Annotated in this window: 14 protein-coding genes; all 14 read right to left on the bottom strand. The window is 38.1% G+C overall.

Annotated features, from left to right (window positions below; genetic code table 11):
• Positions 1-85 precede the first annotated feature (85 nt).
• Positions 86-2,581, bottom strand: coding sequence for a phenylacetic acid degradation bifunctional protein PaaZ (paaZ, locus tag CRS_RS22100; RefSeq protein WP_142726118.1), 2,496 nt, complete (start codon positions 2,579-2,581; stop codon positions 86-88).
• Between the two features lie 104 nt (positions 2,582-2,685).
• A complete protein-coding gene (locus tag CRS_RS22105) occupies positions 2,686-3,513 on the bottom strand; it encodes an alpha/beta hydrolase (protein WP_142726119.1) in 828 nt (275 codons plus the stop codon).
• 76 nt (positions 3,514-3,589) lie between these two features.
• Positions 3,590-4,183, bottom strand: coding sequence for a transferase hexapeptide repeat family protein (locus tag CRS_RS22110; RefSeq protein ID WP_142726120.1), 594 nt, complete (start codon positions 4,181-4,183; stop codon positions 3,590-3,592).
• Between the two features lie 102 nt (positions 4,184-4,285).
• The gene (gene pcaF / locus CRS_RS22115; RefSeq protein WP_142726121.1) at positions 4,286-5,491 is read right to left on the bottom strand and encodes a 3-oxoadipyl-CoA thiolase; all 1,206 of its coding nucleotides are present in this window, start codon (positions 5,489-5,491) and stop codon (positions 4,286-4,288) included.
• A 51-nt stretch (positions 5,492-5,542) separates the two neighbouring features.
• Positions 5,543-6,238 carry a DUF6624 domain-containing protein gene (locus CRS_RS22120; RefSeq protein WP_142726122.1) on the bottom strand — a complete coding sequence of 232 codons (696 nt, stop codon included), beginning with the start codon at positions 6,236-6,238 and terminating at the stop codon, positions 5,543-5,545.
• A gap of 28 nt (positions 6,239-6,266) precedes the next feature.
• Positions 6,267-6,680 carry a PaaI family thioesterase gene (locus CRS_RS22125; protein WP_142726123.1) on the bottom strand — a complete coding sequence of 138 codons (414 nt, stop codon included), beginning with the start codon at positions 6,678-6,680 and terminating at the stop codon, positions 6,267-6,269.
• 9 nt (positions 6,681-6,689) lie between these two features.
• Positions 6,690-6,998 (bottom strand): hypothetical protein, encoded by a 309-nt coding sequence (locus CRS_RS22130; RefSeq protein ID WP_142726124.1) that lies wholly within the window; start codon positions 6,996-6,998, stop codon positions 6,690-6,692.
• Between the two features lie 80 nt (positions 6,999-7,078).
• Positions 7,079-8,212, bottom strand: coding sequence for a 3-hydroxyacyl-CoA dehydrogenase NAD-binding domain-containing protein (locus CRS_RS22135; protein ID WP_142726125.1), 1,134 nt, complete (start codon positions 8,210-8,212; stop codon positions 7,079-7,081).
• A gap of 81 nt (positions 8,213-8,293) precedes the next feature.
• The gene (locus CRS_RS22140; RefSeq protein WP_142726126.1) at positions 8,294-9,094 is read right to left on the bottom strand and encodes an enoyl-CoA hydratase/isomerase family protein; all 801 of its coding nucleotides are present in this window, start codon (positions 9,092-9,094) and stop codon (positions 8,294-8,296) included.
• A 141-nt stretch (positions 9,095-9,235) separates the two neighbouring features.
• Positions 9,236-9,700 carry a 1,2-phenylacetyl-CoA epoxidase subunit PaaD gene (paaD, locus tag CRS_RS22145; RefSeq protein WP_142726127.1) on the bottom strand — a complete coding sequence of 155 codons (465 nt, stop codon included), beginning with the start codon at positions 9,698-9,700 and terminating at the stop codon, positions 9,236-9,238.
• 3 nt (positions 9,701-9,703) lie between these two features.
• Entirely contained in the window at positions 9,704-10,513 is an 810-nt protein-coding gene (locus tag CRS_RS22150) for an alpha/beta hydrolase (RefSeq protein WP_142726128.1), read from the bottom strand.
• Positions 10,514-10,519: 6 nt separating this feature from the next.
• Positions 10,520-11,269, bottom strand: coding sequence for a 1,2-phenylacetyl-CoA epoxidase subunit PaaC (gene paaC, locus CRS_RS22155; RefSeq protein ID WP_142726129.1), 750 nt, complete (start codon positions 11,267-11,269; stop codon positions 10,520-10,522).
• 90 nt (positions 11,270-11,359) lie between these two features.
• Positions 11,360-11,641: a 1,2-phenylacetyl-CoA epoxidase subunit PaaB gene (paaB, locus tag CRS_RS22160; protein WP_027373980.1), complete on the bottom strand. Its 282-nt coding sequence runs from the start codon at positions 11,639-11,641 to the stop codon at positions 11,360-11,362.
• 111 nt (positions 11,642-11,752) lie between these two features.
• Positions 11,753-12,691: a 1,2-phenylacetyl-CoA epoxidase subunit PaaA gene (gene paaA / locus CRS_RS22165; protein ID WP_142726130.1), complete on the bottom strand. Its 939-nt coding sequence runs from the start codon at positions 12,689-12,691 to the stop codon at positions 11,753-11,755.
• Between the last annotated feature and the right edge of the window lie 75 nt (positions 12,692-12,766).

The raw sequence follows: 12,766 nt of genomic DNA on the forward strand, positions 1-12,766 counted from the left end.
ATTATCTGTTACCCTTGACAAGGGTCATGAAAAAGCCCCTCTAATGTAAAACTAAAAGGGCTATAAATTTATATTTTATTTTGAATTAAATCAATCCAAACTGCTGGAAGTGGTGCGTAAAATGCTTTTTGTGCATCAGTTCCCACATTTCTTTGTTCAGTTTTCCGAAAACATAATTCATGTGTTCTGCCTGTGGATTTTCTTTGTAATAAATCACAAACTTTTTCAGGTTGCCCATGAATGACAATTTTGCGGCTTCCAGATTCTTGTGTTTTTGTTCCGGAAGTGAACCGTCCTGCGGAAGGAATGGAGCTGTAAATTCTTTTGGCATTGCTCTGTGGTTGTAAAGAGAATCCTGCCATTTTTCAAGATTTTCTTCCGGAGTAAAGCATTTTTCTGCTTCGGGCTCTCCAAAGCTTACCAATACCGCCTGTTCAAGATGTTCTAACATCTGCTGAGGAGACATTTTTCCCCAAAGTGGAGGTGTACTTTCTGTTAATCCATTCAGTATTTTCTGAACATTTTTCAAATTCAGATCAATGAAAGGGGATTGTTTTGCTACCAATGTTAAGATTGTTGCCACGCAAACTACCTCATCTCTTTGGTTTACAACTTCAACCAGCCATTTTACAACACCTGAAGGAATATTTCTTCCTTTTACTCCTCTGTTTATTTTTTCTTTTGCCGTTAAATAAACAGTAATGGTATCTCCTGCATATACCGGTTTGAAGAAGCTGCAGTCTTCCAATCCGTAATTGGCAATGACAGGTCCTTTTTTACCGGAAACAAATAGTCCTGCTGCTGCTGAAAGAATGAAATATCCGTGAGCTACGGTTTTATCAAAGATAGTACCTGTTAAGCTTGTAGCATCTGTATGCGCGTAGAAGTGATCCCATGAAACATTGGAGAAATTGACGATATCTGCCTCCGTAACGGTTCTTCCTGCGGTTTCTAAAGAGTCTCCCACTTCCACATCTTCAAAATATTTCTGGAAAGGATGTTTGTCTGAGAAGTTTTTCTCTGCTCCCTGCTGATAGATTTTGGTAATTGCTTTCAATACATCTGGTGATCCCTGAATAGCTGTTTTCTGCAGGAAGAAATGAAGACCGCTCAATCCACCCATTTCCTCGCCACCACCTGCTCTACCAGGACCTCCATGCATTAATGTTGGAAGTGGAGAACCGTGGCCTGTACTTTCCTTGGCATTATCTCTGTTCAGTACAAAGATTCTTCCATGCTGGGAAGCCATTTTCCATGAAGTTTCGGCAATAAAGTTCTCATCATGGGAAATGATAGATCCTACTAAGCTTCCTTTTCCTCTTTTTGCCAGTGCAGCTGCTTCTTCAGCATCTTTATATGGCATTAATGTAGATACCGGACCGAAAGCTTCTACGTCATGAGATATATTTTTTTCGAAAGGCTTGTCGTTCAGGAATAGTTTCGGACTCATGAATGCTCCATTTTCATAGTTGGCATCTACCAGTTCATGTTTTCCGTCATAGACAAGTTCGGTTTCTGATTTTAATAGGTTTACTTTTCTCAGAACTTCTTCATATTGCTGCCTTCCCACCAAAGAACCCATTTTGGTTTCCCTGCTTAACGGGTTTCCGATTTTTGTCTGATCCAAAGCTTTAGACAAAGCATTCTGAACATCACCAATTAAGTGCTCAGGAACGATGATTCTTCTGATTGCAGTACATTTCTGTCCTGCTTTTGTAGTCATTTCGTTACGAACTTCTTTGATGAATAGATCGAATTCCGGAGTTCCCGGCTTTGCTTCCAATCCAAGAATAGAACAGTTAAGGGAATCTGCTTCCATATTGAAACGAACCGCATTTCCTGCAATAGAAGGAAGTGATTTTAATTTTCTACCTGTAAGGGCAGAACCTGTGAACAATACAGAATCTCCATCCTGTACATAATCTAAGATATTTCCAGGCTCTCCGCACACTAACTGAACAGCTCCTTCAGGCAATACTCCACTTTCAATCATATCCTGAAATACAGCATTGGTAAGGTAAGATCCGAAAGGAGATGGTTTTACAATAGAAGGTACCCCTGCCAATAAAGATGTGGACAGTTTTTCCAACATTCCCCAAACAGGAAAATTATACGCATTGATTTGTACAGAAACCCCTTCACTAGGTGTTAGAATATGGGTTCCCAAGAAAGTTCCGTTAGCAGAAATCTTCTGAGTGTCTCCATCTACCCAAAATGAAGTATTGGGAAGCATTCTTTTTGCCAGTCCGGAGTAGGTAAAGAATGTTCCGAAACCTCCTTCAATATCCACCCATGAATCCACGTGGGTAGCTCCTGTTTTGTATGATAATTCGTAGTATTTTTTCTTTCTTTCCAACAGGTAAAGTGCCACTTTTTTCAGCATTTCCCCACGGTCGTAGAAAGTCATTGAAGAAAGGTTTTTATATCCTACGGTTCTTCCGTAGTCAAGAGCCTGTTCAAAATTAAGCCCTTCTGTATCGGAAACAGCTACCTGTTCTCCTGTAACGGCATTGTACAAAGGGACTCCGTTTCCGGTACCTTCTACCCATTGTCCGTAGATATAGTTTTTTAACTTTTCCATAAAATATTTACTTTATCAATGCAGCAGTGTAACAGTTTATCAATAATTGTTTGCTATGGATTTATTGTTACATTTTCACATTGGTATATTATTACATTTATTTTTTATTTCGGTTCCTGATAAGGAAACATTTTCACCAGTCCTTCATATAAACTTCTGTGAAGAATGGTTGCGTGATTGTCTGTTTCCATCATTTTATATTCCAATGTCCAGTTTTTCTTTCCTGCTTTTTTCAAAACATCGTAGAAAGCCTCAGCATCTTTTACCATCACCGGGTGTTCTCCTTTTCCTACAGACACATAAACAAATTTTTTCGTATCCGGAGATTTTGAAAGTAATTGAGGCGCCTCTTTTAAAAGACTTTCGTCATCCCACCATAAGCTTGGACTGATGATAAAATAGTTATTGAACATTTCCGGTTTTTTCAAAAGGATTTCTGTTGCCAGAAGCCCTCCTAAAGATTGCCCGAACAAATATTTGTCCGTAGTTTTGAACTGACTTTCCACATAAGGTTTTAATTCTTTTTCCATGAATGTAATAAACTTATCTGAATGTCCTGTTGTAGGATAATCTTTCTGCAGGTCTTTTAAATCTGTATGAAAGGTAAAATCCCTTTTTCGGTCTACATTAGCAACTCCCACCACAATGGTTTCCGGCATGGAATACATCTGATTAAAGAATTGTACTAATCCTGTCACGTGAATAAAGTCTTCATTCATACTTCCGTCTAACAAATAGATCACAGGGTACGATTTTGTTTTATCATATCCCTGTGGAAGGTAAATATTCAACGTTCTGTCTTCATTTAACATTTTAGACTTAAGCGTCCTCACTTCTCCTATTGTAAGCGGTTTTGTAGTAACTGTCTGGGCTGACACCACACTATTCATCGCCAACATTATACTACATGTAAGTGCTATTTTTTTTAGCATATTTATTTTTTATTAAACCAAACGGGTTTTAGAAACCCGTTTGGTTTGATTATCATCAATTATTTTAAAATTCATACTATTTTATATCATCCCAGATACTGTAATCAACAACTTTAGTTGGGATCTGCTGAACATATTCCGTAAACGGCTCACAAGGCAGGATAGCTTCTTTCCCTTCTCTCGCCAATTCCTGATATAATTTCGTTCCTTCTGTTTTCCAATGAATCATTTCATCGGAAACATCGCGGATAATTTTGGCAGGGCTTCCTACAACCAGTTTTCTTGGTTCACATCTGAAATTCGCCGGTACAAAAGCCAATGCCCCAACAATACTTTCGTCACCGATATAGGCTTTGTCCATTACCACGGAATTCATTCCGATCAGACAGTTTTTCCCAATGTGTCCTGAGTGAATGATAGCTCCGTGTCCGATGTGTGCAGATTCTTCCAATATGGTTTCTATATTCGGGAAAACATGCAGGGTACAGTTTTCCTGTACGTTGGCTCCGTCTTTAATGATAATTTTTCCCCAGTCTCCACGGATTACCGCATTGGGACCAATATATACTTCTTCACCAATTTCCACATTCCCGATAATGACTGCTTGCGGATGAATGTAAGCAGATGACTTTATAATGGGACGAATCCCGTGGTATGAATAGATGTTCATAGAATTTTAATTTAATATACCAATTTAGCAATATAACAGTCTAGCAATAGATTCAATATTGTTACCATTGATAACTGTTATATTGTTACATTATTTAAAAAGCTATACTTTTTCAATGACCATTGCATATCCCTGTCCCACACCGATACAAAGGGTACACAATGCATATTTTTTGTCCTGTTTCTGAAGCTCCATGGCAGCAGAACCTACAATTCTTGCTCCGGAAACGCCCAGTGGATGGCCGATTGCAATGGCACCTCCGTTCGGATTTATTCTTGCGTCATCATCTTTCAAACCTAAGCTTCTGGTTACAGCCAGTGCCTGTGCTGCAAATGCTTCATTCAGTTCGATGATATCCATATCTTCAAGCGAAAGGTTTAATCTTTTTAATAGCTTTTGAGTAGCTTCTACCGGTCCGATTCCCATAATTCTTGGTTCAACACCTGCTACAGAAGATCCCAGAATTTTTGCTTTTGGTTTCAATCCATATTTTTTAACCGCTTCTTCGCTTGCTAAAATCAAAGCAGCTGCTCCGTCATTCATTCCGGAAGCGTTTCCTGCGGTTACTGTTCCTTCTTTTCTGAAAGCCGGACGAAGTTTGGCCAGACCTTCCATGGATGAAGAAGGTTTAATAAATTCATCTTTTTCGAAAACGACAGGATCTCCTTTTCTCTGCGGAATTTCAACTTTTACAATTTCTTCTGCCAGTCTTCCGCTTTCCTGAGCTCTTGTCGCTTTCTGCTGAGACCAAAGGGCAAATTTATCCTGATCTTCTCTGTTGATCTGGTGAATATCTGCTAAATTTTCGGCAGTTTCCCCCATTCCGTCAACGCCGTATAATTCTTTCATTTTAGGGTTGATAAAACGCCATCCGAAAGTCGTATCAAACATCTGGCTGTCTCTTCCGAAAGCAGCACTTGGTTTTGACATTACATAAGGAGAACGCGTCATATGTTCTACCCCTCCGGCAATATAAATTTCTCCTTCTCCTGCAGCTATGGAACGGAAAGCGTTTGCCACGGCGGACATTCCTGAAGCACACAGCCTGTTTACAGTTTCTCCACCGATTTTATACGGAAGACCAGCCAGTAAAAGCCCCATTCTTGCAACGTTTCTGTTATCTTCACCAGCCTGATTGGCACAACCGAAAATAACATCTTCAATTTCCTCAACAGGAACTTCAGGATTTCTTCCCACTACTTCTTTGATCACAATAGCAGCCAGATCATCGGCTCTTACTTCTGATAATCCTCCCTGTAATTTTGAGATGGGAGTTCTGACATAGTCTATGATGTATACGTTGTTCATAAATATTTTAATGTAATAATCTAGTAATGTAACAGTGTAACAATACCAGATTTATTTGTTTTTATTTCTTAGTTCTAAAGCCTGTTTTAAAGTATAAGGTTCATATTTAAAGTCTGGTCCGAACATTCTTTTGGCATTTTCTTCAATGGTAGAATCGAAACCTGCTTCTTTTCTTCTATTATTAACATTTTTGAGATCTTGTACCGGCCATACAAAATTGACAAAGACCTGTTTTCCATCTTTATCTTTTGTCATTTCACCTTTTCCTTGTGTTCCATAGATCTGTTCCTTGTCTTGCTGCATCAGGTATCTGTCCTCCATCATAGCAACCCAGGTGAAAGGAATTTCCTTCTTTTTTCCGGCTTCTTTAATGAGAGGCAGATATTTTCCAATTTTTGTTGAATGCTGGATGACATACCAGGCCGCCTGATTGGTAGGTTCTCCTACCAGTGTTTTCCCCGGATAGCCATATTGAGCAATAATATTTTCAATTTTCTGTATGTTCAGACTATCGTGTTCTGCAACCATCTGCCAGCTTTTCTTTTTAAACTCCTCTTTGTCAATATTCAGATCTTTCAACAGCTGCTCCTTTTTCCCGGGAGTGATCTCAGTATCAAAAAGCATTCTGTATCCCTGATCTACCTTCATGATATCATCAAGTTCTTTTTTCAACACTTCGTTCACTTTCTGCTGAGCGTTGATCAAAAGGGTTGAAATCCCGAAAAGTAATACAAATATTTTTTTCATTCTGTTTGATCTGATGTCTGGGTTAGTTTTATAAGTCGGTTACTTTTTTGCCGATTTTATAGACTGTTCCTACAAATTTTGCAATCAGTTCCTGATTTTGATTGGTAATCTGAATGTCATACACTGCTGTTTTCCTTGTATCGTTCACCAAAACACTTTCTGCCCTGAAAACATCTCCTTCTCTCCCTGCTTTGGTAAAATTAATGATACAGTTCAAGGCTACAGCCGCATCTCCGGTATTGTTGGAAGAAAATGCCAGCGCAGAGTCTGCAAATGCAAAGGTAACACCGCCATGAACTGTTTTAAGCCCATTCAGCATATCCTTTTTGATAGGCATTTCTATTAAACAGTAATTTTCTTTTACTTCAATCATCCTGATATTCATCCACTGGGAAAAATAATCCTGATTGAACATATAATCTGCTACTTGTCTTGGATTCATTTCTATTAATTATATGTTTGTTATGTCTTCATACAGCTCATCGGATAGCCTGTCGTAAACATTCATTGTTTTACCCAGAATGATCTGCCCGTATGAAAGATTTTCTGAGTCTGATGAATTTTCAGAGGGATAGGATGCGTTTAAATCAATTCCATTTTCATTAGCCAATCTTTTGATCAGTTCTTTATATTTTTCATTAAACTTTCCCAGCAACTCAAGTCTTTCCTGCTCATCAACAGAGGAGGCTTCCTGAGTTAAATACTGTTTCTCAATTAGAAGCCTGGTTTCCAGCTCAGCCCTGAATTCATCTATATTCATTTTTTAATGTAATAATTTAACAATGTATCAGTGCACCAATGCTTACAAAATAATGGTATACTGATACATTGGTACATTTTTTATAATTTACGGAGCAGTGGGCTTTGTCTGTATCTTTCTTCCTGATATTCTTCGTAAAGATTCTGAAGGGTTTCGGAGATTTTTGCATACCCGATTTCTTTACCCCAGCTTAATAAACCTTTTGGATAGTTGACGCCTTTCTGCATGGCCAGTTCAATATCTTCGTCATTGGCTGCTCCTAATCTTTTCGCTTCAACCGCTTCATTGATCAACATGGAAATGATTCTTAAAAAGATCTGCTGGTATAAAGCATCCTCTTTTTGAGCAACAGGTTTTTCTGCTCCTTCACTGTAATCGTAGAAACCTTTTCCTGTTTTTCTGCCATGAAGTTTTGCTTCAGACATTCTTTGCTGCAATAAAGATGGTTTGTATTTCGGATCGTAGAAATAGTCTTTGTAAACAGTAGTTGTTACGGCAAAGTTTACATCTACCCCGATGAGATCCATCAATTCGAAAGGTCCCATTTTGAAGTTTCCTAAAGTTTTCATGGCATCATCTACCTGTTCCGGTGTTGCGATGTTTTCTTCAACAATTCTTAAGCCTTCCCCATAATAAGGTCTGGCAATTCTGTTGACGATGAATCCGGGAATATCTTTGGCAATAACAGGGGTTTTCCCCCATTCTTTCATGAGGTTGTATATTTTTTCTGCTAATGTTTTTTCTGTTAATAGGGATGGAATAACTTCCACTAAAGGCATCAATGGAGCCGGATTGAAAAAGTGGATTCCGATGAAACGCTCCGGCTTCTTTAGTTCTGCACCAAGAGAGGTGATAGAGATAGATGAGGTATTGGAACTAAGAATACAGCTTTCTGAAACGTAATTTTCGAGCTCTGTAAACACTTTGGTTTTGATCTCTTTGTTTTCGATAATGGCTTCAATGATCAGCTCACAATCTTTGAAATCCTTCAATTCTGTAGCAATGGAAATATTAGCTAAAATTTCAGTCATTTTCTCCGCCGAAATTTTTTGTTTATCCACCAATTTAGTCAGTGTTTTTTCCAGACCTACCGTTGCCGACTCTACTTGTTTTGCGTTGGCGTCATACACCCATACTTTGCATCCGTTCGTTGCGGCTACCTGTGCAATGCCGATTCCCATTGTTCCGGCACCGATAATTCCAATATTTTTCATTTTGTACAATGTAAAATGTACAATGTAAAAAGTATTATCGGTGTACATGGTACATTTTACTTTCTACATTGTACAATCTTTTTATTTTCCTTTATAATTAGGTTTTCTTTTCTGTAAAAAGGCATTTACTCCTTCAATGAAGTCTTCTGTTTCTGCAGCTTCCTGCTGAAGATCTCCTTCCAGTTCAAGCTGTTCTTTCAATGTATTGTTATAAGAATTGGCAAATGCTTTTTTCGTAAGCTTAATGGCTGCTGTCGGCATGTTCGCCATTCTTTCAAGAATTTCCATAGATTTTGGAACGAATTCTTCTTCACCGAAAACTTCTGCTACAAGACCATAAGCTTTAGATTCTTCTGCAGATAATTTTTTACCTGTGAATGCTAAATAATTAGCTAACTGTCGCCCCAATAGTTTTGGTAAGAAATACGTTCCTCCTGTATCAGGAATCAAGCCGATATTTGAAAATGCCTGAGCAAAATATGCTTTCTCGTTAGCTAAAACGAAGTCAGAGATCAAAGCCAACATAGCCCCAGCTCCTACCGCTGGACCGTTGACTAAAGCAATAACCGGTTTTTTGCAGCGGGTAACTTCCAAAACCAAAGGGTTGTAATAATCTACCACAATTTTTCTGATGATGTCGTGATCATGATGTTCTTTTCCTACCACGAAAGCTTCATCCAGATTCTGTCCTGAGCAGAATGCTCTTCCTCTTCCGGAAATGGCAACACATCTTACCGTTTCGTCTTCGCTGCATTCTTTGACAAAATCCCTAAGATCTGCTAAAGCAGGCTTTGTAAGGGCGTTCATGGTTTCCGGTTGATTAAGATAGGCGATTTTAAGCTTTCCGTCAAAATGCGTTTCAATATCGAGTTGTGTATACATAGTTTTATTATTTTATTATTTAACAACGCACTAATTTAACAATATAAATTAACGTAACCGTCTAATAATTTAACATTCTAACAATTCCTTCGTTATGCTTTGCATAGCCGTAAAATTAGTTACGGATGGATGAATAACTCATCAATGACATTTAAAATAATCAAACGGCTCCAGGCAGTCTAAACACTGATAAGATGCCTTACACAAGGTAGATCCAAATCTGCTGATCTGCTTGGTATGTTCAGAACCACAACGCGGACATTTTTTCGGTTTCCCGATGTGATGTTCGTCTGCACCTTTTTCCGGAGGGGTAATTCCGTACACACGGAGTTTTTCCCTCGCTTCATCAGTAATCCAGTCTGTTGTCCAGATCGGAAACATCTTGGTTACCACTTTCGCATCCCATCCGTTTTCTTTCATCATTTTGACAATATCCTCCTCAATGGTAAACATCGCAGGACAGGCAGAATAAGTAGGTGTAATGATCACTTCACAGGTATTTTCACCTGTAACCTGTGCCTCTCTTACAATTCCTAATTCCACAATATCAATGACCGGAATTTCCGGATCGGGAATTGTTTTTAATAAATCTAAAAGCTGATTCATATCTTATTTTTTATCAGAATCAAGAATTGCTTTCATTGCATTCTGATAATCCAAATTATCTGTTATGCCGTTGTGATACTGATCTTTTAATACAATCAGACGATCACCTTTTTTAAAGTTATTTTTAAGTTTTAAAGAGGCTTTATAGTTAATAACCTCATCTTTATCACCGTGAAAAATAACGACTGGTGACTGAACGGTTTTTAAATATTCACAAGTCTCAAAATTATATTTCAGTAAAAACTTCGGAAGGAATGAAAATTTCTGATTCATTTCATCTTTCATACTGTAATACGGTGCCTGTAAAATCAATAATCCTGCATTATGCATGGAAGCTAATTTTGCAGCTAATCCTGTTCCTACAGAATATCCTAAAATAATAATCTTATTCTCAGGATATCTTTTCAAAAGCTCTTTATAAGCAGTATCAACATCCGAAAAAAGCTGGTCCTTACTGCTAATTTTATCTTCACTTTTTCCATAGCCTCTGTAATCAAGTATAAACGTATCATAGTTCATACCTTGATATAATGGAGCTACTGCTCCCCAATCTTTAACTGACCCTCCATTTCCATGAAGATAAAAGATGACTCCTTTTGGGTTTTGTGCTTTAAATAATACAGCATTTAAATTCTTATTATCTTTTGTTCTGATCGTTACTTCTTCAAAATCATTATCAAATTTAAATTTGTAATTTTCCGGTAGTTTTTCCGGATAAAAAATAATTTTCTCCTGATAGAAATAAAGCCCAATACATAATATCACATATACCGCAAGGAAAAAAGCCAATATTCCCAGAAGCAATTTCTTCATGACTTTTTACCACGTACATCCAGGATATGCTCTCTGCATATACTGAAGCTCACAAAGGATATATCCGAAATACTCTGTATGGTATCCTGTTCTGGATTTTGGCTGCATGAAAGGATTTGATGGATATTCCAACCCGAAATCTGCAAAATCTTTCTTTGTAATAACAAGAAATTTTTCATAAAGGGCATCTGTATCCGGAGCAATATTTAAAGCAACCAGATCACCCTCACCTTCTGTTTTCGCAAAAAGGCCTTTCGTATATTCCCAGATATTTTCAACAGCTTTTACCAAACGGGATTTACTTTCTTCTGTTCCCTGAGCAAAAATTTTCATCCAGGAAGCAGCATGAGTATAGTGATATCTTACTTCTTTTAATGACTTTTGAGCAATAGCTGCCAATTCTTCATTAGCAGAATTTGATAAAGCCTCATACATCAGTTTCTGATACACTGCAAAAACGTAAACTTTCAGAATCGTCTGAGCATAATCTTCATTGGGAAGTTCTGTCCAGTGTGCGTTCAGATATTCATGTTCATATCTTAAAAATGCAATATCGTCTTCACTTTTCCCGTTATCGATCACTCTTGAAGCGTAAACGTAAAAGTTATTCGCCTGCCCAAGTTCGTCCAGCGCAATATTCGTTAATGCAATATCTTCTTCCAAGTAAGGACCTTCACCGCACCATGCAGACAAACGCTGTCCCATAATGAAACTGTCGTCTGCTAGTTTTAATAAATAATTATATAATGGGTTCATTGTTTAGTAGATTTCAGATTTCAGATGCTAGATTTCAGATTGACAAAAAAGTCCAGTATCTGAGATCTCACATCTTGAAGTCTTTATTAATTACATATTTTTTACATCGTTGGGAATCTCGTAGAAAGTTGGATGACGGTATAGCTTGTCATCAGCCGGATCAAAGAAAGCTTCTTTATCCACTCCTTCAGAAGTCACGATGTATTTACTTGGAACTACCCAAACAGAAGTTCCTTCTTTTCTTCTTGTATAAACGTCTCTGGCATTCTGCAAAGCCATTTCTGCTGTTGGTGCCTGCACAACTCCTACGTGTTTGTGGGATAATCCCGGTTTAGTCTGAATAAACACTTCCCACATATCTAAATTTGCCATAGTCAAATTAATTTAACAATGTATCAATGTACCAGTTTAACAATGAGATGCTTCGACAGGCTCAGCATGACAATGATTGTTACATTTCTACATTGGTATATTGTTACATTATTATATTACTTCTTTTTGTTGTTTTTCTGCAAATGCGATCGCTGCTTCTTTTACCCAGGCATTTTCTCTCTGCGCTTTTCGTTTCGTTTCGATACGCTTTTTATTGCAGGGGCCGTTTCCTTTTAAGATTTCCATGAATTCATCCCAGGGAAGTTCTCCGAAATCGTAATGCTGTCTTTCTTCATTCCATTTCAGATCTTTGTCTGGAATCGTCAGCCCTAAGAATTCAGCCTGAGAGACCGTAACATCAATAAATCTCTGACGAAGACTGTCGTTACTTTCTCTTTTTACTCTGTAATTCATAGAGATTTTAGAGTTTGGCGAGCTGTCATCATTAGGTCCGAACATCATTAGAGCCGGCCACCAGAAACGGTTTAATGAAGCCTGAGCCATTTCTTTCTGCTGTTTCGTTCCACGGCAAAGTGCCATCAGGATTTCATATCCCTGTCTCTGGTGGAAAGATTCTTCTTTACAGATTTTCACCATCGCTCTTGAATAAGGACCGTAAGAATTCCCCATCAGCATTACCTGGTTCATGATAGCAGCACCGTCTACCAGCCAGCCTATAGCTCCGATATCGGCCCAGCTTAAGGTAGGATAGTTGAAGATACTTGAATATTTTGCTTTTCCTTCCAACATATCGTCGTAAGTAGCATCTCTGTCTGCCCTGATGCTTCCGTCTCCTAAAGTTTCAGTGGCGGAATAAAGGTATAAACCATGTCCTGCTTCATCCTGAACTTTTGCCAAAAGAGCCATTTTTCTTCTCAATGAAGGAGCTCTGGAAATCCAGTTGGCTTCCGGCAGCATTCCTACGATTTCAGAATGGGCGTGCTGTGAAATCTGACGAACCAATAGTTTCCTGTAATCATCAGGCATTACATCTTTTGGTTCTACTTTATTTTCTTCGTGAACGTATTGAACAAATTTTTCTAAGTCCATAATTTTTTCAATTTAACAATGTGTTAATCTAGCAATGTACCAATGATTGTTATATTGGTAAATTGTTATATTGTT

It is taken from the genome of Chryseobacterium sp. ON_d1, from assembly GCF_006829085.1.
Classification (GTDB): Bacteria; Bacteroidota; Bacteroidia; order Flavobacteriales; family Weeksellaceae; genus Chryseobacterium.

Bases quoted from the DNA above. Each gene is read 5' to 3' on its own strand.
- CRS_RS22125 (WP_142726123.1), bottom strand. From the start codon at position 6,680: ATGAATCCAAGACAAGTAGCAGATTATATGTTCAATCAGGATTATTTT.
- pcaF (WP_142726121.1), bottom strand. From the start codon at position 5,491: ATGAACAACGTATACATCATAGACTATGTCAGAACTCCCATCTCAAAA.
- paaC (WP_142726129.1), bottom strand. From the start codon at position 11,269: ATGAACCCATTATATAATTATTTATTAAAACTAGCAGACGACAGTTTC.
- CRS_RS22110 (WP_142726120.1), bottom strand. From the start codon at position 4,183: ATGAACATCTATTCATACCACGGGATTCGTCCCATTATAAAGTCATCT.
- CRS_RS22150 (WP_142726128.1), bottom strand. From the start codon at position 10,513: ATGAAGAAATTGCTTCTGGGAATATTGGCTTTTTTCCTTGCGGTATAT.
- CRS_RS22130 (WP_142726124.1), bottom strand. From the start codon at position 6,998: ATGAATATAGATGAATTCAGGGCTGAGCTGGAAACCAGGCTTCTAATT.
- paaB (WP_027373980.1), bottom strand. From the start codon at position 11,641: ATGGCAAATTTAGATATGTGGGAAGTGTTTATTCAGACTAAACCGGGA.
- CRS_RS22135 (WP_142726125.1), bottom strand. From the start codon at position 8,212: ATGAAAAATATTGGAATTATCGGTGCCGGAACAATGGGAATCGGCATT.
- CRS_RS22120 (WP_142726122.1), bottom strand. From the start codon at position 6,238: ATGAAAAAAATATTTGTATTACTTTTCGGGATTTCAACCCTTTTGATC.
- paaA (WP_142726130.1), bottom strand. From the start codon at position 12,691: ATGGACTTAGAAAAATTTGTTCAATACGTTCACGAAGAAAATAAAGTA.
- CRS_RS22140 (WP_142726126.1), bottom strand. From the start codon at position 9,094: ATGTATACACAACTCGATATTGAAACGCATTTTGACGGAAAGCTTAAA.
- paaD (WP_142726127.1), bottom strand. From the start codon at position 9,700: ATGAATCAGCTTTTAGATTTATTAAAAACAATTCCCGATCCGGAAATT.
- paaZ (WP_142726118.1), bottom strand. From the start codon at position 2,581: ATGGAAAAGTTAAAAAACTATATCTACGGACAATGGGTAGAAGGTACC.
- CRS_RS22105 (WP_142726119.1), bottom strand. From the start codon at position 3,513: ATGCTAAAAAAAATAGCACTTACATGTAGTATAATGTTGGCGATGAAT.